The organism is Apilactobacillus ozensis DSM 23829 = JCM 17196 (assembly GCF_001435995.1).
Taxonomy (GTDB): Bacteria; Bacillota; Bacilli; order Lactobacillales; family Lactobacillaceae; genus Apilactobacillus; species Apilactobacillus ozensis.
This window is the reverse complement of record NZ_AYYQ01000034.1, coordinates 17,874-43,705: the sequence shown is the minus strand read 5'-3', so window position 1 is coordinate 43,705 and position 25,832 is coordinate 17,874. Positions and strand designations below refer to the sequence as shown.

Here is a 25,832-nt window from a genome sequence, read left to right as displayed (position 1 = left end):
GGTAGAGCAACGGATTGAAGCTCCGTGTGTCGGCAGTTCGATTCTGTCCCGCGCCATTTATGGAGGGGTAGCGAAGTCTGGCTAAACGCGGCGGACTGTAAATCCGCTCCTTCGGGTTCGGTGGTTCGAATCCACTCCCCTCCACCATATAGGGATATAGTTTAATGGTAGAACTACGGTCTCCAAAACCGTCGGTGTGGGTTCAACTCCTACTATCCCTGTTTATAATGCTATGGCGGTATTGGTGAAGTGGTTAACACATCGGTTTGTGGATCCGACACGCGTGGGTTCGATTCCCACATACCGCCCTTTTGATTGGGTTATAGCCAAGTGGTAAGGCAATGGACTTTGACTCCATCATGCGCTGGTTCGAATCCAGCTAACCCAGTTAGTTGGATTCGTAATTGATGGCGGTATAGCCAAGTGGTAAGGCAGAGGTCTGCAAAACCTTTATCATCGGTTCAAATCCGATTACCGCCTTTATATTACATTTAATTTAAAATGCCGGAGTGGCGGAATTGGCAGACGCGCTGGACTCAAAATCCAGTGATCGTTGAGATCGTGTGGGTTCGAACCCCACCTCCGGTATAATTATAAACCAATAACTTTTTTATGGTTATTGGTTTTTTTTGTGTACTTTAAAAAAAGTTATAATTATGATATTATTATAAAGTTATGAGTGTATTCCCGATAGGATTCACCTTAGTGAAGATGCCTTGTAACCAAAAAGAGGGGGAATAGTTTAAAATGAGAGAAAGACATTTATTTACTTCTGAATCTGTTTCAGAAGGTCATCCAGATAAAATTGCTGATCAAATTAGTGACGCAATTCTAGATGAATTATTAAAGCAAGATCCTGATTCAAGAGTAGCCTGTGAGTGTTCGGTAACTACAGGATTAGTTTTGGTATTTGGTGAGATAACTACTAAGGCTTATGTTAATATCCAAAAAATTGTTAGAGATACTATAACTAACATAGGATATGATAATGATAAGTACGGTTTTGATGGACATACTTGTGCAGTTATTGTTGCTATTGATGAACAATCGCCAGATATTGCACAAGGAGTGGATGATTCTTTAGAAAATAGGCTATCTAAAGAAGATATTTTAAATAAAATTGGTGCTGGTGATCAAGGTTTAATGTTTGGATACGCAGTTGATGAAACTCCTGAACTTATGCCATTACCTATTTCATTAAGTCATAAACTTATGCGTAAAATAGCTAGCTTGAGAAAAAGTGGTGAAATTAGTTATCTAAGACCAGATGCAAAGGCAGAAGTTACAGTACAATATGATGATAATGAAAAGCCTATTAGAGTTGATACAGTAGTATTAAGTACCCAGCATGATCCAGATGTATCACTTGAACAGATAAAAAAAGATGTAATTGATAAAGTAGTAAAAGCAGTTATTCCTGATAAATTTTTAGATGAAAAAACTAAATACTTTATTAATCCAACAGGCCGTTTTGTAATTGGTGGCCCACAAGGAGACGCTGGCTTAACTGGTAGAAAGATAATCGTTGATACTTATGGTGGTTCTGCTCATCATGGTGGAGGTGCTTTTTCTGGTAAAGATGCTACAAAGGTAGACCGATCTGCTAGTTATGCTGCTAGATACATTGCTAAAAATATTGTAGCAGCACAGTTAGCAAGTAAAGTAGAAGTTCAAATAGCTTATGCAATTGGAGTTGCTCAACCTGTTTCTATATCTGTAAATACTTTTAATACTGGTAAAATATCCGAAGAAAAATTGATTAAGGCTATTAGAGCAATATTTGATCTTAGACCAGCAGGAATTATAAATATGTTAAACTTAAAACGCCCAATATATAAACAGACAGCTGCTTATGGACACTTTGGTAGAACTGATATAGATTTACCTTGGGAACATACTGATAAAGTAGATGCTTTAATAGATTTTGTAAATAACAATAAATAATTAAAATGCGGTTTATGTGATGATTTCATGTATCCGCTTTTTTATTTTTAGGAGATGTTTATGTTCAATAATTCAAAAAGAAATATTAGATTAACAACTATTGCTTTGATGATAGCTACATTTATGACTGCTGTAGAAGGAACTATCGTTTCAACGGCTATGCCTACAATAGTTAGTAATCTACACGGTGTATCAATAATGAACTGGGTTTTTTCAGTTTTCCTATTAACTAATGCTGTTTCAACTCCCATATACGGTAAAATTGCTGATCAATTTGGTCGAAAAAAGATTTTCATTTTCGGTTTAACTATATTTTTAATAGCTTCATTATTTGCTGGATTATCCAAATCAATGGTTAATTTAATCTTTTGGCGAGCGTTTCAAGGACTGGGAGCAGGTGCTATTATGCCAGTTTCTTATACCATAATTGCCGATATATATCCATTCGAAAAGCGAGGTAAAATTTTAGGGTTAAATGGTGCAATTTGGGGCATTGCCTCTATAATATCTCCAGTACTTGGCGGAATTTTGGTTGATCGTTTGTCTTGGCATTGGATTTTCTTTATAAATATTCCAATAGGAATTTTAGCTATTATAGCTATTTACTTCTTTTTTAATGAAAAATTTGAAGTGAAAAATTATAATTTTGACTATTTAGGTATGTTATTATTGTCATTATTTTTATTTGCTATTATTTATGTAGTAAAAATTTTAAGTAGTAAAAATTTTGATGGTATAGAATTGTCTATTTTTATCAATTTAGCTATTATTACTTTTATATTTTTTGTTAGAAGAGAAAATGTATTTATAAATCCTATTATTCCAACAAAGTTATTTCAAAATAGAACATTTGTCATACAAAATGCAGTTGCTTTATTGGTAAGTGGATTTATTATGGGGCTGGAAGTTTATGTACCAGACTGGACGCAGGGTATTATGGGGCTTGGAGCTTCCATGGCGGGATTAGTTATAACGCCAGCATCATTGTTTTGGATTATAGGTTCTTTTATTTCAGGATATCTTATAAAAAAAATAAATGTTGTTTATAGCACCTTAATTGGTTTGTTCTTAATATTAATAGCATCTTTTTGGATAATTAATTTATCTATAAATGCCCACTATGAATATTTCTTTGTTATTTCTGCTATTTGTGGAATCGGATTTGGTATTACTATTACTAATAGTACTTTAGTTTCACAAAAATTAGTTAGCAAAGAAGATATTGGAGTTGCAACTTCTTTTAACACACTTTGCAGAATATTTGGACAAACTTTTATTATTTCTATTTTAGGCATTGTTATGAACACTAAATTAAAGATTGAAATCTTAAATACACCTAAGACATCTTTGGCGATGATTAATAGGTTAATTAATCCTAAATACGCTAAAGATTTACCATTAAAATCACTATATAATTTAAAAAGTGTATTATTTAACTCATTAAATTGGGTATTTTTGTTCTTATTTAGTTTAATAATTTTTTCAATGCTTATTAATTTATTTAACATAAAAAAGAAAGATGAAATTAGATAAATTCATCTTTCTTTTTTTGAATAGCTATTAAAATAGGTGGTTCGTTAATTTGGTTAATAAATTGATATTTCAATACTGTAAAAAATTTTTGATTAAGCTTGCTAGCAAAATTAATAACATCATTTTTTTCTTGTTGACCACCTGGATGTCCATAATATAAGACTATTATTACTAATCCATTCTTTTTTAATAATTTTAGGCACGCTTTAATTGCTCTAAGGGTAGTATCGGAATGAGTAATAATATTTTTGTTAGTGTCTTGACCAGGCAAGTAGCCTAAATTAAAAATAGCACAAGTTATTTTTTCTTTAATCAATTTACCAATATTTTCGTGTCCACAATTGTATAGAGTTACGTTATCTAATTGTTTTCGCTCTGATAGTAATTTTTTAGTATTATTTATTGCTGCCGATTGAATATCAAAACTATAAACTCTTCCTTTGCTTCCGACTATACTTGATAAATAACTAGTATCATTACCATTACCAGCAGTTGCATCAATAACATAATCTCCAGTAACTACAGTTTGATTAATTAATGTGTGACTATAATATAATGATGGTTGTAATTTCAAGCTAAAACTTCCTTTATATAAATTAATTTAAATTATAACATTTATTTTTAATGATGTTCTTGATTAAAAAAAATGTGTTTGTTATAATTATCGTAATTAAATTTAAATAATAAAAAATAAACGAACTATTAGATTATATTATTCATACAGAAACTAAATGGTTGCTGAGAATTTAGGTTTAGTATAATACGAACTCATCGTTTTAATTTTTCTGCCGAAAATATTTAGTAAGTGGAAACGTTTATCGCGTTAAAATATTAAGGGTTTTCAACTTGTTGAAAAAAATTAGGTGGTACCGCGGAATATTCGTCCTATAAGATGCTTTTTCTTATAGGGCTTTTTTTATTATTTAAAAATTATTAGGAGGAATTGCTAATGCCTTATGATCATTTAGATATAGAAAAAAAGTGGCAAAAATACTGGGATAAAAATAAAACTTTTAAGACCGGTGAAGATGCTAATAAAGACAATTATTATGTATTAGATATGTTTCCTTACCCATCTGGACAAGGTCTTCACGTAGGCCATCCAGAAGGATATACAGCTACTGATATCATGGCTCGCATGAAACGTATGCAAGGTAAGAACGTTTTGCATCCAATGGGATGGGATGCATTTGGACTTCCTGCGGAACAATATGCATTAAAAACTGGACACCATCCAGGTAGTTTTACTGAGAAAAACATTGACCATTTTAGAGAACAAATTAAGTCACTAGGACTATCTTATGACTGGGATCGAGAAATAAACACTACTGACCCTAAATACTACAAGTGGACCCAGTGGATTTTCGAAAAACTATACGAAAAAGGTTTAGCTTATGAAGATGAAATAGAAGTTAACTGGGCACCAGATTTTATGGGTGGTGTAGTTGTATCGAATGAAGAAGTTATCGATGGTAAGACTGAACGAGGTGGATACCCAGTTTATCGTGTTCCAATGAAACAATGGGTATTAAGAATAACTGCTTATGCTGACCGTTTAATTGATGATTTAGACGATGTAGACTGGCCAGAAAGTATCAAAGAAATGCAACGCAATTGGATAGGCCGTTCAGAAGGTGCTAGTGTATCTTTCGGGATTGATGGTCACGAAGAAAATATCGAAGTATTCACAACTAGACCTGATACATTGTTTGGTGCATCATACTTGGTATTAGCTCCAGAACATAAATTAGTCAATAAAATTGTTACAGACGATAAAAAAGCTGTAGTTGATGAATACAAAAAAGAAGTTTCTAAAAAATCAGATTTAGAGCGTACAGATTTAAATAAGAATAAATCTGGAGTATTTACAGGGGCCTATGCTATTAACCCAATTAATGGTGAAAAGTTACCTATTTGGGTTGGTGATTACGTACTTGCTAGCTACGGAACAGGAGCTATTATGGCTGTTCCAGCCCACGACCAACGTGACTATGATTTTGCTAAAAAATTTGATTTACCAATTCTGCCGGTTATCGAAGGTGGAGACATCACAAAAGAAGCATATACAGGTGATGGAAAACACATTAACTCTGGTTTCTTAGATGGTATGGGTAAAGAAGATGCTAAGTCAGCAGCAATTGATTGGTTAAAAGAGCATAACGCCGGCGATAAAAAAGTTAACTATAAATTACGTGACTGGATTTTCTCTCGTCAAAGATACTGGGGTGAACCAATTCCAGTTATTCATTGGGAAGATGGAACTACTTCATTAGTCCCTGAAGATGAATTACCTCTAAGATTACCTAGTGTAGAAAACATTCAACCATCGGGTACAGGAGAATCTCCATTGGCCAACGTTGACAGTTGGGTAAATGTTGTAGATGAAAATGGTCGTAAAGGTAAGCGTGAAACCAATACAATGCCTCAATGGGCTGGAAGCTCATGGTATTATTTGAGATACATTGATCCAAATAACGATAAAATGATTGCTGATCCTGAAAAACTAAAACAATGGATGCCAGTTGATTTATACGTTGGTGGAGCTGAACATGCTGTTCTTCATTTACTATATGCTCGTTTCTGGCATAAAGTTCTTTATGATTTAGGAGTAGTTTCAACCAAAGAACCTTTCCAAAAACTTGTAAATCAAGGGATGATTTTGGGTACTAACCACGAAAAAATGTCCAAGTCCAAAGGAAACGTAATAAATCCTGATGACATTGTACAAGAGTATGGTGCTGATACTTTAAGACTATACGAAATGTTTATGGGGCCATTAACTGAAGCAAAGCCATGGAGTACTGAAGGTTTAAATGGTGCAAATCGTTGGATTAAGCGTGTCTGGAGATTGTTCGTAGATGATAATAATCATTTAAGAGACCGTATTACAACTGTTAACACGGGTGCTTTAGATAAAATTTATAATCAAACTGTTAAAATTGTTAGTGAAGATTTTGAAAAAATGCACTTTAACGTAGCTATTTCACAAATGATGGTATTCATTAACGAATGTTATAAACAAGATAGTTTGCCACTTGAATACGTTGAAGGCTTTGTTAAAATGCTTGCACCAATTGCTCCTCATGTTTGTGAAGAACTTTGGTCAAAATTAGGCCATGAAGATTCTATATCTTATGCATCTTGGCCAACATTTGATGCTTCTAAGCTAATTGACGAGCAAGTTGAATACGTTGTGCAAGTTAATGGTAAGGTTCGTGCACATATTCAAACTGAACGTGATGCTGATCGTCAAAATGTAGAAAACATAGCTTTGGCTAATGAGAACGTTAAAGAATTTGTAGACGGTAAGAATATTAGAAAAGTTATTGTAGTTCCAAATAAAATCGTTAACATTGTTGCTAATTAGATTTTTTAGTAGTGATAAATTTTTATCACTACTTTTTTGATATAAAACAAATCAGCATTGATTAGTTATTACTTTTTTATTAAAATAAACAAGTTGAACTAATTTTAAGGTAGGAAGTAAATTATGCAGGTTGATGAAAAGAATAAAAACGATGATTTGATAGATACATCAGGTCAAGATAAAATGATACAGGGCTCCGCATGGATGACGGCTGGTAGTATTTTATCTAGAATTTTGGGAGCATTATATATTATTCCTTGGCGTATATTGTTTGGTGAAGCTTTATTTTTACAAGCTAATGCTTTATATGTACAAGGTTACAATGTTTATAGTCTCTTCTTAATAATTTCGATAGCCGGAATTCCTTCTGCGATAGCTAAGCAAGTAGCTCACTATAATGCTTTAAATGAATATGGAGTTGGAATTAGGCTCTACAAGAGAGGGTTATTGCTTTCTGTTGTTACTGGAATTGTGTGTGCTTTGATACTGTATATTGGTGCACCACTCTTAGATGGACATAATGAGAACGTTATCCCGATAATGCATTCGCTAGCATGGGCTGTTTTAGTTATTCCAACAATGAGTTTAACTAGAGGATATTTTCAAGGATATCAAGATATGGCACCATCTGCCATTTCACAATTTGCAGAACAGTTAATTAGAGTTATTTATATGCTGTTAAGTGCATTTTTGATATTAAAAGTTTTTCATGGCAGTTGGATAGATGCAGTTGCTCAATCGACTTTTGCAGCGTTCATTGGGGCTTTAGCAGGTTTGGCCATTTTAGGATTATATTATTTTAAGCGTAAAAAATATTATGATTCTCTAGTTGCTAATAGTAATAACAAAGTAAAGGTAAATACGAATCAATTATATAAGGAAATAATTTCACAAGCTGTTCCATTTATTGTATTAGCTTCGGGGATTACTATTTTTCAATTAATTGATCAGTATACCTTCTTTAAAATTATGCATCTGGCGACCAACTACTCAGATGCACATTTAAATGCTTTATATACTATTTTTGCTGGAAACGCTAATAAATTAATTATGATTACTATTTCATTAGCATCAGCGATGGCCATAACAGTGGTTCCATTATTATCGGAAGCTTATACCCGTAATGATAATGAAGCTATTAAAAAGCAAATATCAAATGGGTTGGTTTTATTTATGTTCGTTATGTTACCAGCATCATTAGGGATGGCCGCTGTTGCAGGTCCTCTAAACAGAGTATTTTATGGAACTAGTCAAGCCGCTTTATCAGCTAATGTATTGGCTTTTTCTTCCATAATTGGGATTTCATTTGGTTTATTTACTGTTATTGCTGCTATGATGCAGGGTATATCGCAAAATAAACGAGCTGTTAAATTCTTTGTAGTTGGTACTATTGCTAAAGCACTTACTCAATTTCCATTTGTATTTTTCTTTGGTATTTTTGGACCATTATTATCTTCAGCATTTGGATTTATAGTTGCTAACTATCTAATCGTTAGATCTTTAGACCGTCAATTTGGAATTGAATATAAATTCATATCCGATAAGATCAATCGAATATTAGTTTACTCAATTGCAACTTACATGGTAGCTTTAATCGTTGTTCATTTAGGAAATAAATTAGTTGGTTTATTTATGAATCAATATAGTAGTGTTGGTAGCTTTATTGTAGTTATGCTATCAGCAATTATAGGTGGTTATGTATATATCTTGCTTTCCTTAAAAAATCGATTGGCTGATGATATTATAGGTAATAAAATGGATTCTCTTAGAAGAATTTTAAGAATAAAATAAAAAATAAAGAAGCTTTTACTAAAAGCTTCTTTATTTTTTTTGATATTTTTTCATATAGTATGGAATGTTATTAATAATTTGATGTGGTAAAACTACGTATTGATTTTTAGACAGCTCTTCAGCTATTTTACTATGCATATAAATAGCAGCACTAACAGCTTGTTCAGTTTGCTTAAATTGACCAATGAATCCAGCAATCATACCAGCTAATGTATCACCCATGCCACCGGTAGCTTGTGCAGGCGTTCCTACGGTATTTTTAAAACACTTATCGTTAGTGTATATTTCGGTGCGGTGTGATTTGAGGACAACAATGGCATTTAATTTTTCTTGACACTTTTTATTTACAGTGTAATTTTGTTCGTCTATTTTTATTCCAGAAAGTCTTTGCCATTCCATTTGATGTGGAGTCAATATAATTTTAGCCTGGGGCAGTTTAATTTTTCTTTTGGCAATTAGTGTAATGGCTGATCCGTCAATTATTAATTTTTGATTTTTACCAATAAGTTTTAATACATTTCTTAAAATTTTTTCGCTTGATTCGTTAGTTCCTAATCCAGGACCAATTACTATGACGTCTGCATTTTGAATTAAAGCTTTGTTATCGGTTATTTTTTTATAATCAGCATACATGGCTTCAGGTAAGGCTTCATTTAAAGCGGTTTTATTATTTTTATCCGTCATAGTTGTAACTAAACCAGCTCCAGCATAAACAGCAGCTGAAGATGCCATAATTATAGCTCCAGCAAAATTCTTATTGCCGCCAATTAACGTTATTCTACCAAACGTACCTTTATAGCTTTTATTGGGACGTTTTATTATAGTTTCTTCTAAAATCTTGTCAGATAAATTAATCATATTTTATCACCCTTGATAAGTATAGCATTGGGTACGGTTTTATTGTGTTATGAAGAATGATTAGTGTGTGCTAAAATATTAATTAAACTTTCAAAGACAGGGTGATTTAATGATAAACTGGAAAATTGAATCTGAAAAATATAAAGACAGCTATCTAGAAGATTTAAAGGCATTAATTGCTATTGATAGCGAACGTGACGATGCACATAGTACCGATGAATTCCCACTAGGTAAAGGACCAGCAATGGCTTTAAAGAAATACTTAGAATTTGGTCAACGTGATGGATTTAAAGTAAAAAATTTAGATAATATCGTAGGTTACATTGAATATGGTGAGGGTGATAAAACACTAGCGATTCTAGCACATGCTGATGTTATGCCTGCCGGAGAAGGTTGGCATACAGATCCATTTAACATGACTATAAAAGACGGTAAAGTTTATGGACGTGGAGCTTCTGATGATAAAGGTCCTGGTTTAGCTGCTTATTATGGTCTTAAAATGTTGAAAGATAATAACATTGAACCAAATTGTAAAATTAGATTTATTATTGGAACTGATGAAGAATCTGAATGGACTGGAATGAAACATTATTTTGATGTTGAACCTGCTCCTGACTTTGGATTTTCTCCAGATGCAGAGTTCCCACTAATAAATGGTGAAAAAGGTAATACTAGCTTTACAATTAAATTTAATAAAGATAGTAACGATGATGTTTCTAAACTAATCCTGCATAAATTTAATTCTGGTTTAAGAGAAAACATGGTTCCCAGAGATGCATTTGCTACCTTAAGTGGTTTTAAAGATGCAAACAGTATTGTATCGAGTTTTGATAAATTCATAGCAGAAAATAACATTGATGGTGATATTTCATTAGATAATAATTGCTTAAATATACATGTAATTGGTAAATCTGCTCATGGGATGGAACCTAAAAACGGTGTTAATGGTGGAACTTATTTAGCTGACTTTTTAAACAATTATGAACTTAGTGGTAATGCTAGTTACTTTGTTAAATTTATTAGTCAATATTTGCATAATGATTCTAGAGCCCACAAGTTAGGTTTAAATTATAGTGATGAAGTGATGGGTGAATTAACTATGAATGTTGGAATTATGACTTTTGATGTTCAAAGTGGCGGTTTTATTAATACTAATTTTAGATATCCTAAGGGAATTTCAGTTTCAAATATTAAGGAACAGTTAGTTTCAAATGCCAAGGAGCTTAACGGAAACGTTGAGAATATATCTAATATGGAACCGCATTATGTGGATCCTTCTGATCCAATTGTAGATAAGCTTATGTCTGTTTATCGTGAACAAACTGGTCGTAATGATTCTGATCCAGAAGTTGTTGGTGGCGGAACATATGGACGAATGATGACCAGAGGAGTAGCTTTTGGGGCCTTATTCCCATGGACTGAAGATACTATGCATCAAGCTGATGAATTTCAACCAGTTAATGATTTGATTTTAGCAATGTCAATTTATGGACAATCGATTTACAGATTATCATGTGAATAACGAAATAAAAAAGATACGATTTAACTAATCGTATCTTTTTTATTTAATTTTTGATAATTCTTCATCTATTTTATGCAAAATTATTTTTTCGTTCTTTGAGTCGATCAAATCGTATTTTTGCAGATTTATTTTAATTTTAGGACTTTTATCGTATTCTTCGTACCAATCCTTATAGGCTTTCCACATATGATAATAATACTCTTTTAATTTAGGGTCATCTTCAAATTGTTCATAGTCTCTACCACGTTTTTTAATACGTTTGAGAATAGTTTCAAAATCAGTTTCCAAGTATATCATTAAGTCTGGTGATTTTTTAGGTAGTGATTTTAATTCGTTCATCATGTTATCTATTAATTGTAAATATATTTTGAATTCTGTATCAGAAATATTGCCTTCAATGTTGTTTTGCTTGGTGAAAAGTGCATCTTCATATATTGATCGATCTAAAATGTTATTATCATCAGCAAGTGCTTTTTTAATCATTGCAAACCTTTTATTTAAAAAATAAATCTGCAACAAAAATCCGTATTGATCTGGATTTTTGTAGTATAAAGGTAAAACTGGATTATCACCAACAGGTTCGTAAAACGCTTTTGTTCCCAAATGCTTAGCTATTTTTTCTGTTAGGGTGGTTTTACCTACACCAATCATTCCAGCTGTTATTATCACCATAAAATCTCCTCAGTAGTTAAAAATTAATAATAATAGTTTATCATATTTATGATTATAGAATGAAATAAATTTAAATAAAAAAGGTGCTATTCAGCACCTTTTACTATTTTTGGTTTTTAAGTAAATCTCTAATTTCTTCAAGTAAAACTTCTGACTTATTAACTTGAGGAGCAGCTTCTTCTTTCTTCTTAACAAAACTATTAATAATTTTAATTAAAATAAATACCACGAACGCAATAATTAAGAAGTTGATAACTGAATTAATGAAGGATCCGTATTTAAGTTGAGCACTGCCAACTTTTAATACTAAGTTAGACAAATCAACTTTACCTAAGAAAATGCCAATAATTGGGTTGATTAAATCATCAGTTAATGATTTTACAATTGCAGTAAATGCTGAACCAATAATTACCCCAACTGCTAAGTCGATTACGTTTCCTCTAGAAATAAAGTTTTTAAATTCTTTGAACAATGTACTTACCTCCTTTCCTAAATAACAATATAATTATATGCTAACATATTAATAATTTCCAATGTGTTATCATAGCCTTAAACATAGTTTTTCTATATTTAAATATGGAGTGTAATCATGATGAAAAAAGTACTTTATCTTTTTGCTTTGTTTGTAGTTATCTTCTTACTTTTTTGGGGAACTACTTTTTTGAAAATACCGTTCATAATTTTATTGTTAACATGGTTAATCTTATTAATTATTATTCAAGTAATTCTGATGCTTTGGATAATTAAAAATCATAAGTGAGGAAGTCTTTATATGTATAATAAAAAGAAAATTTTATTAAGCTACTTTTCTGTTATCTTATTATTTTCTTCTTTTAGTGTTAGTGCAAATGCAAAAACCAAAAAGAAGAAAATTAGAGTAAACAATAAAGTTAAAATTGCTAGTAACAAGCATACTAGTAAAAGTAATATTAATTTATCAATCATAATGAAACCCAAATCAAATATTGATAAATATATTTATAAGACGACTAATCCTAATTCATCTTACTATCATAAATATTTAAATCCTAAGCAATTTTCATATAAGTATGGTTTGAATAAAACTAAAGTTAATAAATTTAGACAGTATCTGAATAAATACAAAATTAAATCTAATTTTTATCCCGGAAATTTAGTATTGAAAATCAACGGTTCTGCTAATAATTTGCAAAAGGCTTTTAAATTCAAGCTAGTTAAAGCAAGTGTTAATGGAGAATATGTTTTAAAGCCAAATCATAAATTAACATTTCCTAAGAATATTAAAAATAATATTGTAGATTACGTTGGTATTGATAGTTCTACTAAATTGAAAAGCAATTTAATTACTTCTAAAGCTGCTTCTAACTCTAGTGGTGATAAAAGTAATGGCCCAGATAAATTTATTAATCGTTATAACTTAAAACCATTGTACAGTAACGATAATAAAGGACAAGGACAATCTATTGACATAATATCGTTTGCTGGGTTAAATAAAAGTGCTGCCAAAACCTATTGGGATAGCATGGGTATAAAAACAAATCCTAATCGAATTCATGTTTATAATACTGATAATAAAAGTATCAATAACAGTGATACTTTAGAAACTACTATGGACGTTCAACAAGCGGGAGCAATCGCGCCTAAATCGAATATAAACGTGTATTTAGCTAATCCATCTATTGAAGGGATGGTTTCCAATTTAGCAAGCGCTATTAGTGCTAATAAATCTGGAAGTATTGCAATCAGTTGGGGTGAAAGTGAATCTGCTTTAAAACATGATATGAATGCTGGACTAATTAGTAAAAAATATAACCAAATATTGAATATACTATTACAGCAAGCAGCTGCACAAGGTATTAGTGTTTTTGCTGCTTCTGGTGATTATGGAGCATATGATGGGTTACCTAATGGATACACTAATTTATCTGTAGATTCACCATCATCTTCTCCATATGTTACTGCAACAGGTGCTACTACATTGCCAAGTACTACTTTTAACGTAAAAAATGAGCGAGCATGGTCCAATGATTATTTATATCCATACTTTAACAAAAATAGTAGTATGTTTAAAAATCAATATACTTGGATGAAAGCATATTTTGCTGGAACTGGTGGTGGATTTAGTGACTTTAATGGTTTACCTAACTATCAAAATGTTACTGGTATTGGTAGTTACTCTGCTAATAAATTATGGGAATCTGATGGTAAATATCTTTATCAATTAAAATCATCTAAACGCATTAGTGGTACTAATAAAGGGAGAAATGTTCCTGATATTTCAGCTAACGGAGATCCATCAACTGGATATTCAATTTATAACGATGGAGTATGGCAACTTGGTGGAGGTACCAGTGTTGTAGCCCCTCAAATTGCTGGAGTAAATGCTTTGATGAGTAATAAATTAGGAAAAAGAATTGGATTTTGGAATCCACAAATATATAAGGTTGCTAATCAATCTGGGTCACCTTTCACTGCTCTAGATTCAACTAATGAGAACAGCAATATTTACTACACTGGTCAACCAGGTAAATTATATAATCAATCAACCGGTTTAGGAACTGTTGATTTTAGTTCTTTATACAACAAACTTAAATAATTAAAAATTAAATTATAAAAAATTCCATACATTTGTATGGGATTTTTTAATTCTCTATTAAAATACGAACTATTTAAATCTAAAACTTTTAAATAGTTCGTATTTTTTGTTGACTAGTCATTATATGTTTGATAATATATGGTCAATGAGAGAAAGGGGTATATGTTTTATGAAAGTTGCTTTAGTGATGGGATCTATTTCAGATTGGCCTGTAGTTAAGCAAACTGCAAGTGTTTTGGATGATTTAAAAATTAATTATGATAAAAAAATAATTTCAGCACATAGAATGCCAGAGCATTTACAACAATTTGCCAAAAACGCAAAAGACGAACATTACCAAGTTATAATTGCTGCGGCTGGTGGTGCTGCTCATTTACCAGGTATGTTGGCCGCTAATACTTTAGTTCCGGTAATTGGAGTTCCAGTATTTACCAAATCTTTACATGGTGTTGATTCTCTACTATCTATAGTTCAAATGCCATTTGGAGTTCCTGTTGCTACAGTGGCAGTAGGTAATTCAGGCGCTAAAAACGCTGGTTTACTCGCTGCTCAAATGTTAGGAATGAATGATGATAGCATTTACCAAAGGTTAGTAAGTTATCGTAAGAATCAATCCGAGGAGGCAATTAGAAGCAATGAGCAACTTGAATAAACAAATTTTACCGCCTTCAACAATTGGAATTATTGGTGGGGGCCAGTTGGGACAAATGATGGCATTGTCTGCCAAGTCCATGGGATACAAAGTAGGAATTTTAGACCCAACACCTAACTCACCGGCTGGTCAGGTTTCTGACTTTCAGATTGTAGCTAATTATTCTGACGAAAAAGCATTACAAGAACTTGCAGAAAAATCAGACGTATTAACTTATGAATTCGAAAATGTAGACCAATATAATTTAGAAAAAGTAGAAAAAATAACTTCAGTTCCACAAAAAATAGATGAATTAGTAATTACCAGTAATCGTTTAAAAGAAAAGTCGTTCCTGTCTTCTAACGGAATTCCGGTTACACAATATGCACGTGTTACTAATGAAAAAGAACTCTACGAAGCAGTAGAAAAAATTGGTAGACCAGGAATTTTAAAGACCACTGAAGGTGGTTATGATGGACATGGTCAAATTGATATTAATGAAGATTCACTTTTGTCAGTAGTATCTAAGAGTATAGGAAAAGCTGAATGGATTTACGAAAAAAAGCAATCCTTTGTTAAAGAAGTTTCAATGATTGTTACACGAGATTTTCGTAATAATGTTTTGACTTTTCCATTGAGTGAAAATATTCATAGAGACCATATTTTGCATACTAGTATTATTCCAGCTCGAGTAGATGATGAAATTCATCAAAAAGCTAGCGTGATATCAAAAAAAGTAGCAAGTTCTTTGGAATTATATGGAGTTTTAGGTATTGAATTTTTTGTTTTAGATAATGATGAATTATTAGTTAATGAATTAGCGCCAAGACCACATAACTCAGGACACTTTAGTATTGAGGCATGTAATATTTCACAATTTGAAGCACATATACGAAGCATTTGTGGATTGGAAATTCCTCCAATCAAGTTATTGAATTCCTCAGTTATGGTTAACATGTTGGGCGATGAACTAACTGTTGGTAGACGTAATTTACCTACACATCCAGAATGGCATTTTCATGATTATGGTAAAGCTGAGATAAGACCTAAAAGAAAAATGGGTCATATAACTGTAGTAGGAAATTCGTTGAATAATTTATTAGATTCCGTAGAAAAATTTAAATAGTTATTGGAGATAAACAAAATGAATAAACTAATTGCTGAAGGTAAAACTAAACAACTTTTTACAACTGAAGACGAAAACGTCATTAGAGTTCACTATACTAACCATACAACTGCATTAAATGGTAAACGTGAAGAAGATATTAATGAAAAAGGTTCATTAAATAATCGTATTTCTAGTTTGATTTTTACATATCTTGCTAAAAATGGAGTTGAAACTTGCTTTTTAGAGAAACTATCTGAAAACGAACAATTGGATAAGAAATTAAAAATGATTCCTTTGGAAGTTGTGGTTCGTAATTTTGCTTCTGGTAGTTTTCAAAGAAAGTTTAATACTGAATATTTAGCACCTTTAGCTAATCCGGTTCAAGAGTTCTTTATGAAAAGTGATGAGTTGGATGATCCATTCATGAATAATGACCAAATTAAAGCATTAAGTATTGTAAATGATGAACAAATTAAAATTATGCATGACATGGCTTTAAAAATTAATGATTTACTAAAAGACTTATTTTCTAAAGCAAATATTATGCTAGTTGACTTTAAAGTAGAGTTTGGAATTGATAGTGACGGAAAGATTGTGCTAGGGGATGAAATTTCTCCTGATTCATGTCGTTTAGTTGATAAAACAACTAAGAAATCTTTGGACAAAGATGTTTTTAGAAAAAACTTAGGTAATTTAGTTGATGGATATAAAACTGTTTTATCCAGACTAGAAACTGAAGCAAAATAAATTAATTATCTTTTTGGGGGATTTAGGGCTATGTATTTGGCAAAAATATTTGTGACACATAAAAAATCTATTTTAGATCCGCAAGGTGAAGCTATTAAAAACGCTTTACATCGTTTAGATTACGATTCAGTAACTTCAGTATCTCAAGGAAAGTATTTTGAAACTAAATTGGACTGTGATTCTAAGGAAGAAGCTGAAAAAATTACTGATTCTATTTGTGATTCTTTGTTAGCTAATCCTAATATGGAAACATACCGATTTGAAGTTGAAAAGGTAGGAGATTAGTTGTGAAATTTGCTGTTATTAGTTTTCCAGGATCTAATTGTGACTATGATATGTATTATGCTGTGAAAGATATTTTAAAAGAGCCTGTAGAAATGGTTTCATATAATGAAAACAGTTTAGATGGATTTGATGCTGTTTTAATCCCCGGAGGTTTTTCTTATGGTGATTATTTAAGAAGTGGTGCTATTGCTAAATTTGCAAGAATTATGCCATCACTAATTGACTTTGCTAATGCTGGAAAACCAGTTTTAGGAGTATGTAATGGATTCCAAATTTTAACTGAAATTGGACTATTGCCTGGAGCTTTACAAAATAATCGAGATATGCAATTTATTTCTGAATATGAAGCTTTGACGGTGGAAAATAATAAAACCATTTTCACTAGTGAGTATGAAACAAAGCAAAATATTATGATTCCAATTGCTCACGGTGAAGGTAATTACTATTGTAGTGAAAATGAACTTGAAGATTTAAAAGCAAACAAGCAAATCGTTTTTACCTACAACAACAATCCAAATGGCAGCGTTGCAAATATTGCTGGAGTTACCAACAAAAATGGTAACGTCATGGGAATGATGCCACATCCTGAAAGAGCGGTAGAAAAAATTTTAGGTAGTGAAGATGGAGTTCAACTTTTTAAATCCATTTTAAAAAGTTTTAGAGGAGGAACAGAAGTTGAGTAATACAGAAATTTCACCACAAGAAATCAAAGATAAAAAAGTTTATCGAGATTGGGGATTAACTGATTATGAATATAATTTAATTTCAACAAAATTATTGCATCGTTTACCCAATTATACTGAGACTGGCTTATATTCTGGAATGTGGAGTGAACATTGCTCATATAAGAATTCTAAAGAGGTCTTGAAAGAATTTTGGACCAAAGGTAGCCGAGTTTTACAAGGACCAGGTGAAGGTGCTGGGGTGTTGGATATTGGTGATAATCAAGCTGTGGTCTTTAAAGCCGAGAGTCACAATCATCCTAGCTTTGTTGAGCCCTTTGAAGGGGCTGCGACCGGTGTTGGTGGCATAATTAGAGATATTTTTTCAATGGGTGCTAAACCAATAGCTTCTTTAGATAGTTTGAGATTTGGTGAATTAACTAATTCTAAAAATAAGTATTTACTAGAAAAAGTTGTTTCTGGAATTGCTCACTATGGAAATTGTATAGGAGTTCCTACCGTTGGTGGCGAAATTGCTTTTGATTCATCTTATGATGGAAATCCATTGGTCAACGTTATGTGTGTGGGATTGATGAACCAGGATAATTTAGAGTCTGGTTTAGCTCAAGGCAGTGGTAATTCAATTATCTATGTTGGAGCTAAAACTGGTCGAGATGGTATTAACGGGGCAACTTTTGCTTCGAGTCAGTTTAGTGATGAAGAAGATTCTGATCGTTCGGCAGTACAAGTAGGTGATCCTTTTATGGAAAAATTACTAGTTGATGCCTGCTTAGAAATTATTAATCAACATTCAGATGCCTTGGTTGGAATTCAAGATATGGGAGCTTGCGGAATTGTTTCGTCTTCAGCCGAAATGGCTTCTAAAGCTAACAGTGGTATCCACATTAATTTAGACTTAGTTCCACAACGAGAACCTAATATGACTCCATATGAAATTATGCTTTCCGAATCACAAGAAAGAATGTTACTTTGCGTGAAGAAAGGTAAAGAACAAGAAGTCATCGACGTATTTAAAAAATATGGTTTAGATGCTGTAAATATTGGTAACGTTAGTGATGATGGTCGATATGTGTTAACTCAAGATAATAATACAGTTTGTGATATACCAACTAGAACTTTAGTTGACGATGTACCTAGATATCATCACGAAAGTAAAAGGCCAGCTCGTTTGGATAAAAATAACTCAGCTAATATTGCAGTTGAAAACCCTAGTAAAACATTAACTGATTTATTATCTTCACCAACAATTGCATCTAAGCATAGTATATATCGTCAGTATGACACTAGAGTTCAAGCTAATACTGTGGTATCTCCGGGTAGTGATTCAGCCGTTGTAAGAATTCGTCATACTAATAAATCATTAGCGATGACAACGGATTGTAACGCTCGATACATTTATCTAGATCCATACATTGGCGGACAAATTGCAATTAGTGAAGCTGCTAGAAATATAGTTGCTTCTGGGGCGGTTCCAATTGGAATTACTGATTGTTTAAACTTTGGAAATCCTGATAACGCTGAAAGTTTTTATGAATTAGATCAATCAGTTCAAGGTATTTCTAAAGCATGTCAACTTTTTGATACTCCAGTAATATCTGGAAATGTATCACTTTATAACGAAACTGATAATAAAGCTATTTATCCTACACCAATGATTGGGATGGTTGGCTTAATCGAAGATAATCAACATATAACTACTCAAGAATTTAAAGATAGTAATGACCTAATATATATAATCGGTGAAACCTATGATGATTACAGTGGGTCTGAACTACAAAAATTAGTTTCTAAAAAAATTGAAGGTAAGAAAATTGAAGGTAAGATAGAGCATTTTGATTTAGATATTGAAAATAAAAATCAAAACTTAATTCACCAAGCAATTATTAATAATTTAGTTAATAGTGTGCATGATGTGAGTGAAGGCGGACTTGGGGTATCTCTATCAGAGTGTTGTTTTAAGAATAATTTTGGTGTTGATGCCAAAATTAATATAACTTCTAGTCAATTATTTTCAGAAACACAAAGTCGATTTGTTGTAAGTATCAATCCAAAAAATCAAAAAGATTTCGAAAAATTAATGCAAGATAATGCAACATTAATTGGTAAAGTAACAGACAATGAATCTTTTAATTTAAGTCTTTTAGATAACCAAGTTAATGTTAAACTATCAATTTTGAAGAGTGCTTGGGAGGACAGTTTAGAATGCCTAATGAAGTAAAAAGTTTAAATGAGGAATGTGGTTTATTTGGCATTTGGGGCTCTAATGAGAATGAGACTGCTGGATTAATCCACGATGGATTACATAGCCTGCAACACCGTGGCCAAGAAGGTGCTGGAATTGTGGTTATGGATAATGAACATCACATTCATCGTCATAGGGGTCTGGGATTAGTCTCACAAGTTTTTTCCGATAATTATGTTTTTGATGATTTAAAAGGTAATATTGGGATTGGTCATGTAAGATATGCTACGGCGGGAAGCCATGGTGTTAAAAACATTCAACCATTTACTTTTCACCTAGACGATTTTACAGACTTCTCATTAGCACATAATGGTAATTTAACTAATGCTGATACTTTGAAACGTACTTTGCAAAGTAAAGGAGCTAGTTTTAACTCTGATTCTGATAGCGAAATTTTAGGTCAATTGATAAAGATGAGTAAACAAGTCAAATTCATTGATCGCTTAAAGGAGGCACTTCGTCAAATTAAGGGTGGTTTTGCATTTGTTTTATCAACAGGTGATGAATTAATTGCTGCTTTAGATCCTAATGGTTTTAGACCGCTCGTAATAGGCAGAAGAGAAGATGGTTCTTATGTAGTTTGTAGCGAAACGTGCGCATTGGACCAGGTTAATGCTAGATACATTAGAGATGTTAAACCCGGTGAAGTCGTAATTATCAACAATAATGGTATTACAAATGACTTCTTTACCAATGATACAAACCTAGCTATTTGTTCAATGGAATATATTTACTTTGCTAGGCCTGATTCAGTGATTCATAACGTTTCTGTACATGAAGCTCGTATGCGCATGGGGGCTTTATGTGCTAAAGAAAACCCAGTTGATGCTGATGTAGTTATTGGGGTGCCAAACTCCTCTTTATCTGCTGCATTAGGATATGCTAAAGGTAGTAATATTCCTTATGACATGGGAATGATTAAAAGTCAGTATGTTGCTAGGACTTTTATTGAACCTACACAAAAGAAACGCGAACGTGGTGTTTCAATGAAATTATCAGTAGTTAAATCAGTGGTTGAAGGCAAAAAAGTAGTACTAGTTGATGATTCAATAGTTAGAGGTACTACCAGTAAATATATTGTTCAACTATTAAAACGTTCTGGAGCTAAAGAAGTTCATGTCAGAATTGCTTCACCTGCTCTAAGATTTCCTTGTTTCTACGGAATTGACATTCAAACTACTGAAGAGTTGATTGCTGCTAATCATACAGTTAGTGAAATTAAAGATATCATCGGTGCTGACTCCTTAGGATATTTAAGCGTCGATAGTTTAATAAAAGCAATTAACTTAAAAAATGATCACGGTGAAGGTAGTGGGTTGTGTACATCCTACTTTGATGGAAAATATCCTACTCCTTTGTATGATTATCAAGCACAATTTGATAAAAGTGCTGAAGAGCTAGGACTTTATGAGGAGGATAATTATATTGAACGATCAATATAAAGCTGCCGGTGTAGATATTAAAGCTGGAGAAAAAGCTGTAAACGATATTAAGTCAATGGTTAAATCTACTCAAGATAACAATGTTTTATCTGGTATTGGTGGATTTGGTGCAGAATATGCAATCGGCTCATTTGTAAAAAGAATGCAAGATCCAGTTTTAGTATCTGGAACTGATGGAGTCGGTACAAAATTAATGCTAGCAATTAAATATAATCGAAATAAGCACATCGGAATTGATTTAGTAGCTATGTGTTTAAATGACATTTTAGCCCAAGGCGCTCATCCACTATTCTTTTTAGATTATTTAAGTACAGGTTTGCTAAAACCAGATGCTGTTTCTGAAGTAGTTAATGGAATTGCAGAAGGTTGTAAGCAAGGCCATCTTTCTTTAATTGGTGGTGAAATGGCAGAAATGCCAGGCATGTACCAAAAAAATGATTACGATTTATCAGGATTCGCAGTAGGAATGGTTGATAGGAACAAAATGCTTGGTGCTAAAAATGTTTCAAAAGGTGATATATTAATTGGACTATCTTCTAGTGGAATTCACTCCAATGGTTATTCTTTAGTTAGAAAAATTATTAAAGATAACGATTTAAATGTTGAAGAATATCGCAAAGAATTAGGTGAAAGTATTTTAGATTCTGTAATGCGACCAACAAGAATTTACTACAACGTTTTAAATCTGTTACTAGAAAATAATTTAATCAATGCTGCTGCACATATCACTGGTGGTGGAATTTTAGATAATTTATCTAGAATTATTCCTAGCGATTTAACTGCGGATATTGATGAAAGCACATGGAAACGACCAGCAATTTTTGATTTACTACAAAAATACGGAAAAATTGATCATCAAGAAATGCATTCGGTATTTAATATGGGAATTGGGATGATACTAGCTGTAAATCCTAAAAATATTGCCAAAGTAAAGGATTTTCTTGGTGATGAAATGCTAGAGATTGGTGAGGTGGTAAGCAGACATGACGACGTCGCAGTTACAATTTCGTAAAAAAAATGTTGCAATTTTTGCTTCTGGAAATGGAACTAATTTTGAAGCAATCATAAACGCTAAACTACCTATAAATGTTTCATTACTTGTTTGTGATCATAGCAATGCTAAAGTAGTCCAAAGGGCGAAACAACATGGTGTTGAAGTAATGTGTTTAAATTTTAAAGAGTTTCGTGATAAGGAAGCTTTTGAGCAATGCATTTTAGATAAGTTATTTGATAAAAAAATTGACTTTATTGTACTAGCTGGATATATGCGTATTGTGGGAAAAGTTTTATTAGACGCCTATCCTAAAAAAATTTTGAATTTACATCCAGCCTTATTACCTCACTTTCCAGGTAGGCATGGAATTGATGATGCCTATAACGCTGGAGTAGATAAGACTGGGGTTACTGTTCATTTTATTGATGCAGGAATTGATACTGGTCAAATTATTGCACAACATGAGGTCCCAATATTTAAAGATGATAGTATTGAAGATTTAGAAAGCAGAATTCATAAAGTGGAACATGTTTTATATCCTAAAACTATTCTTGATTTAATAAACAGAGGAGAGATTTAAGTTGAAAAAATTAGCCTTACTTAGTGTTTCTGATAAAAGTGGAATTGTTGAATTTGCTCAAAAATTAATCAAACAAGGATTTAGCATTATTTCAACTGGTGGTACTCTTAAAAAGCTACAAGAAAACAATGTAGATGCTGAAGCGGTTGAAAATATTACTAATTTTAAAGAAATGCTAGATGGACGTGTAAAAACCTTACATCCTAGAATTCATGCTGGTATTTTGGCTAAACGTGACAATAAGGTACATATGCAGCAATTAGCGGAAAATAATATCAACCCAATTGATTTAGTTTGTGTTAATCTATATCCATTCAAACAAACAATTCAAAAACCCGACGTTACAGACGCTGAAGCAATTGAGAATATCGATATTGGTGGCCCATCAATGTTAAGAGCAGCTGCTAAGAACTACAAAGATGTAATTGTAATTACTGAACCTAGTGACTATGAACTTGTTATTCAAAAATTAGAGTCTGATGAAATTGATGAAGAATTTAAACGTCACTTGGCAGCAAAAGTGTTTAGAGATACAGCAGCATATGATGCCTTAATCGCTAAATATATGACTAAAGAAGAGTTTCCGGAAAAACTTACCTTAACTTACGAAAAAGTAGAAGATATGCGTTATGGTGAAAATAGCCATCAAAAAGCTGCCTATTATCGAGATTCAATTCCAGAAAAATATTCATTAGCTAATTCAAAACAGTTGCATGGAAAGCAATTATCATACAATAATATTCGTGATGCTGATGCTGCTTTGAGAATTGTAGCTGAATTTAAGCAACCAGCAGTAGTTGCACTTAAACATATGAATCCATGCGGGATTGGGCTTGCTGACAATTTATTTGATGCCTGGACTAAGGCTTACAATGCTGATTCAATTTCTATTTTTGGCGGAATCATTGTTTTAAATCGTGAAGTCGATCTTAAAACGGCAGAAAAAATGCATGAAATCTTTTTAGAAATTGTGATTGCACCATCATTTAGTGACGAAGCTTACGATGTTTTGGCTAAAAAGAAAAATATTAGATTGATTACTTTAGATTTTGATAAAATTGATCCTAAACACAAGGATGAAGTCTCAGTACTAGGCGGTACTTTAATTCAAGAACCCGACTTAGCACATGAAAGTGTAGCTGATTTCGAAGTTGTTACTAAGGCTCAACCCACTGAAGAACAATTAAAAGCGCTAGAATTTGGTCAAACTGTTGTTAAGCATGTTAAAAGTAACGCTGTTGTTATAACCACTGCAGATCAGACATTAGGAATTGGTGCTGGTCAAATGAATCGAATTGATTCTACCAAAATTTCAATTGAAAAAGCAGAAACTAAGCAGGGCTACGAAAATGCAATTATGGCTTCAGATGCATTTTTCCCAATGGACGATTGTGTAGAGTATGCAGCTCAACATAATATAAAAGCAATTGTTGAACCTGGTGGCAGTATCAGAGATAAGGATTCAATTGCAATGGCTGATAAGTATGGTATTGCAATGGTATTTTCTAAAAAACGTCATTTTAAACACTAATACTAGGAGACTTTGATAATGAACAATTGGTTAGTTGTCGGATCTGGTGGTCGTGAATATGTCATGGCTGAAACTTTAGCTAAGAATAGTCAAAGACATATTTTTGTTGCACCAGGTAATCCAATGATGGACGAAATTAAAAACGTTGAAACTATTAATATAGATGAAACTGATTTTCCTACATTAGCTGCATTTGTTCAAAAAAACGATGTGGAATGTACAATTGTTGGTCCAGAAAAGCCTTTATCTTTGGGAATTGTTGATTATTTTAAAGCTAAAGACTTGAAAATATTTGGTCCCTCTAAAGCAGCTGCAAAATTAGAAAGCTCTAAATCATTTGCTAAAAATGTTATGAAAAAAGCTGGCGTTCCTACTGCTGGGTATCAAGAGTTTACCGATACAAGAAAAGCTATTCACTATATTAATTCAAAAAGTTTGCCCATTGTCATTAAAGCTAATGGTTTAGCTAGTGGTAAGGGTGTAGTTGTAGCTAAAACTCAAATTCAAGCTGATGAAGCTGCTAAATCTTTGCTCAAGAGTAAAAATCAATCGGCTATTTTAGTTGAAGATTATTTAGATGGTGAAGAGTTTTCATTGTTTGTCATGGCTAATGGCACTAATTTTATAACTATGCCGGTTTCACAAGATCATAAACGCTTATTAAATAACGATGAGGGCCCTAATACTGGTGGAATGGGTGCTTATAGTCCGGTTCCACAAGTAAGTGAAAGTTTAAAAAAGCAAGCTATTGATAATGTTGTTAAACCAGTTTTAAATCAAATGTCTAAAGACAATAAAAAATTTGTTGGCTTCTTGTATGCTGGATTAATAATGACTAAATCCGGAGTTAAAGTTATTGAATTCAATGTACGGATGGGTGACCCAGAAACACAAGTAGTTTTACCACAATTGGTTTCTGATTTTGGCACAACGATTTTAAACCTATTGGATAACAAATTGACTGATGTGAAATGGCAACATGGTAATTATTATTTAGGATCAGTGGTTGTTTCCAAAGGGTATCCATCAAACCCAATTGATGGTAAACAGCTACCTAAGATTAACTTAAATTCAGATTTATTAATTAGTTATGCTGGAACAGCTTTGTCTAAACAGAATAGTGTTTTGAGTTCAGGTGGCAGAATAATGATGGTAACATCAAAAGATGCTTCATTATCCGGTGCTCAAAATAAGGTTAATAATTATTTACAGAGTTGCATTAATTTAGATGATTACTATTACCGTCATGACATTGGACAAAAAGGAATTGACTATATTAACAATTAATCAAATAAAGGGAGTAAGCAATTTGCTTACTCCCTTTATT

At 32.4% G+C, this 25,832-nt stretch carries 21 protein-coding genes, 6 tRNA genes, 1 riboswitch and 1 other annotated feature; of the genes, 23 read left to right on the top strand and 4 right to left on the bottom strand.

The features are described 5' to 3' along the window. Positions 1 to 61 precede the first annotated feature (61 nt). From FD06_RS05450 to FD06_RS05415, 8 genes are all read left to right on the top strand, one after another. Positions 62 to 147: transfer RNA gene (locus FD06_RS05450), tRNA-Tyr, on the top strand. Positions 148 to 150: 3 nt separating this feature from the next. Further along, positions 151 to 221 (top strand) — tRNA-Trp (locus FD06_RS05445). A gap of 14 nt (positions 222 to 235) precedes the next feature. Continuing rightward, positions 236 to 308 (top strand) — tRNA-His (locus tag FD06_RS05440). Positions 309 to 316: 8 nt separating this feature from the next. After that, positions 317 to 388 (top strand) — tRNA-Gln (locus tag FD06_RS05435). A gap of 21 nt (positions 389 to 409) precedes the next feature. Further along, positions 410 to 480, top strand: a tRNA-Cys gene (locus FD06_RS05430). A gap of 23 nt (positions 481 to 503) precedes the next feature. Further along, positions 504 to 588, top strand: a tRNA-Leu gene (locus FD06_RS05425). A gap of 80 nt (positions 589 to 668) precedes the next feature. After that, a riboswitch (SMK box riboswitch) is annotated at positions 669 to 750 on the top strand. Next, positions 748 to 1,944: a methionine adenosyltransferase gene (gene metK, locus FD06_RS05420; protein ID WP_056966614.1), complete on the top strand. Its 1,197-nt coding sequence runs from the start codon at positions 748 to 750 to the stop codon at positions 1,942 to 1,944. (Overlaps the previous riboswitch by 3 nt.) A 60-nt stretch (positions 1,945 to 2,004) precedes the next feature. Next, positions 2,005 to 3,477: an MDR family MFS transporter gene (locus FD06_RS05415; RefSeq protein ID WP_056966612.1), complete on the top strand. Its 1,473-nt coding sequence runs from the start codon at positions 2,005 to 2,007 to the stop codon at positions 3,475 to 3,477. Here the strand turns inward: FD06_RS05415 and mnmM are convergent. After that, a complete protein-coding gene (gene mnmM, locus FD06_RS05410; RefSeq protein ID WP_056966610.1) occupies positions 3,470 to 4,051 on the bottom strand; it encodes a tRNA 5-(aminomethyl)-2-thiouridylate-methyltransferase MnmM in 582 nt (193 codons plus the stop codon). The two genes, FD06_RS05415 and mnmM, sit on opposite strands and share 8 nt — an antisense overlap. A gap of 110 nt (positions 4,052 to 4,161) precedes the next feature. After that, positions 4,162 to 4,368 (top strand) — a binding site (T-box leader). 58 nt (positions 4,369 to 4,426) lie between these two features. Between mnmM and leuS the strand changes: the two genes are divergently transcribed. Both leuS and FD06_RS05400 read left to right on the top strand, forming a co-directional pair. Next, positions 4,427 to 6,844 (top strand): leucine--tRNA ligase, encoded by a 2,418-nt coding sequence (leuS, locus tag FD06_RS05405; RefSeq protein ID WP_056966608.1) that lies wholly within the window; start codon positions 4,427 to 4,429, stop codon positions 6,842 to 6,844. A 123-nt stretch (positions 6,845 to 6,967) separates the two neighbouring features. Next, complete coding sequence (locus FD06_RS05400) at positions 6,968 to 8,635, top strand: putative polysaccharide biosynthesis protein (RefSeq protein ID WP_054658027.1); 1,668 nt, start codon at positions 6,968 to 6,970, stop codon at positions 8,633 to 8,635. Between the two features lie 30 nt (positions 8,636 to 8,665). Here FD06_RS05400 and FD06_RS05395 read toward each other — a convergent pair whose 3' ends face one another. After that, positions 8,666 to 9,493, bottom strand: coding sequence for an NAD(P)H-hydrate dehydratase (locus FD06_RS05395; RefSeq protein ID WP_056966606.1), 828 nt, complete (start codon positions 9,491 to 9,493; stop codon positions 8,666 to 8,668). A 109-nt stretch (positions 9,494 to 9,602) separates the two neighbouring features. On the opposite strand from FD06_RS05395, the gene pepV reads away from it, so the two are divergent. Continuing rightward, on the top strand, positions 9,603 to 11,015 hold the full coding sequence (gene pepV / locus FD06_RS05390) for a dipeptidase PepV (RefSeq protein ID WP_056966604.1): 1,413 nt from the start codon (positions 9,603 to 9,605) through the stop codon (positions 11,013 to 11,015). 39 nt (positions 11,016 to 11,054) lie between these two features. On the opposite strand, the gene FD06_RS05385 is transcribed toward pepV, so the two are convergent. Both FD06_RS05385 and mscL read right to left on the bottom strand, forming a co-directional pair. After that, entirely contained in the window at positions 11,055 to 11,687 is a 633-nt protein-coding gene (locus FD06_RS05385; protein WP_056966602.1) for a deoxynucleoside kinase, read from the bottom strand. 103 nt (positions 11,688 to 11,790) lie between these two features. After that, positions 11,791 to 12,159, bottom strand: a complete 369-nt coding sequence (mscL, locus tag FD06_RS05380) for a large-conductance mechanosensitive channel protein MscL (protein ID WP_054658029.1) — start codon at positions 12,157 to 12,159, stop codon at positions 11,791 to 11,793. Positions 12,160 to 12,459: 300 nt separating this feature from the next. Here mscL and FD06_RS05375 point away from each other — a divergent pair, with 300 nt between their 5' ends. The 12 genes from FD06_RS05375 (at position 12,460) to purD (ending at position 25,792) form a co-directional block, all read left to right on the top strand. Further along, positions 12,460 to 14,262, top strand: coding sequence for a S53 family peptidase (locus FD06_RS05375; RefSeq protein WP_054658031.1), 1,803 nt, complete (start codon positions 12,460 to 12,462; stop codon positions 14,260 to 14,262). A gap of 169 nt (positions 14,263 to 14,431) precedes the next feature. Further along, positions 14,432 to 14,914 carry a 5-(carboxyamino)imidazole ribonucleotide mutase gene (gene purE, locus FD06_RS05370; RefSeq protein WP_054658033.1) on the top strand — a complete coding sequence of 161 codons (483 nt, stop codon included), beginning with the start codon at positions 14,432 to 14,434 and terminating at the stop codon, positions 14,912 to 14,914. Then, positions 14,898 to 16,019 (top strand): 5-(carboxyamino)imidazole ribonucleotide synthase, encoded by a 1,122-nt coding sequence (gene purK / locus FD06_RS05365; RefSeq protein WP_056966600.1) that lies wholly within the window; start codon positions 14,898 to 14,900, stop codon positions 16,017 to 16,019. Before purE ends, purK begins: the two co-directional genes overlap by 17 nt. 18 nt (positions 16,020 to 16,037) lie before the next feature. Continuing rightward, a complete protein-coding gene (purC, locus tag FD06_RS05360) occupies positions 16,038 to 16,748 on the top strand; it encodes a phosphoribosylaminoimidazolesuccinocarboxamide synthase (protein ID WP_056966599.1) in 711 nt (236 codons plus the stop codon). 30 nt (positions 16,749 to 16,778) lie between these two features. After that, positions 16,779 to 17,033 carry a phosphoribosylformylglycinamidine synthase subunit PurS gene (purS, locus tag FD06_RS05355; protein ID WP_056966597.1) on the top strand — a complete coding sequence of 85 codons (255 nt, stop codon included), beginning with the start codon at positions 16,779 to 16,781 and terminating at the stop codon, positions 17,031 to 17,033. A gap of 2 nt (positions 17,034 to 17,035) precedes the next feature. Next, a complete protein-coding gene (purQ, locus tag FD06_RS05350; RefSeq protein WP_056966595.1) occupies positions 17,036 to 17,716 on the top strand; it encodes a phosphoribosylformylglycinamidine synthase subunit PurQ in 681 nt (226 codons plus the stop codon). Next, entirely contained in the window at positions 17,709 to 19,934 is a 2,226-nt protein-coding gene (purL, locus tag FD06_RS05345; protein ID WP_056966593.1) for a phosphoribosylformylglycinamidine synthase subunit PurL, read from the top strand. The genes purQ and purL overlap by 8 nt, the downstream gene beginning before the upstream one ends. Beyond that, entirely contained in the window at positions 19,919 to 21,400 is a 1,482-nt protein-coding gene (purF, locus tag FD06_RS05340) for an amidophosphoribosyltransferase (protein WP_056966591.1), read from the top strand. The genes purL and purF overlap by 16 nt, the downstream gene beginning before the upstream one ends. Next, complete coding sequence (gene purM / locus FD06_RS05335; protein ID WP_054658035.1) at positions 21,366 to 22,412, top strand: phosphoribosylformylglycinamidine cyclo-ligase; 1,047 nt, start codon at positions 21,366 to 21,368, stop codon at positions 22,410 to 22,412. The genes purF and purM overlap by 35 nt, the downstream gene beginning before the upstream one ends. Then, a complete protein-coding gene (gene purN / locus FD06_RS05330; protein ID WP_056966588.1) occupies positions 22,384 to 22,974 on the top strand; it encodes a phosphoribosylglycinamide formyltransferase in 591 nt (196 codons plus the stop codon). Before purM ends, purN begins: the two co-directional genes overlap by 29 nt. A 1-nt stretch (position 22,975) precedes the next feature. Beyond that, positions 22,976 to 24,505, top strand: a complete 1,530-nt coding sequence (gene purH / locus FD06_RS05325) for a bifunctional phosphoribosylaminoimidazolecarboxamide formyltransferase/IMP cyclohydrolase (RefSeq protein WP_056966586.1) — start codon at positions 22,976 to 22,978, stop codon at positions 24,503 to 24,505. 18 nt (positions 24,506 to 24,523) lie between these two features. Continuing rightward, positions 24,524 to 25,792, top strand: a complete 1,269-nt coding sequence (purD, locus tag FD06_RS05320; RefSeq protein WP_056966585.1) for a phosphoribosylamine--glycine ligase — start codon at positions 24,524 to 24,526, stop codon at positions 25,790 to 25,792. Positions 25,793 to 25,832 lie beyond the last annotated feature (40 nt).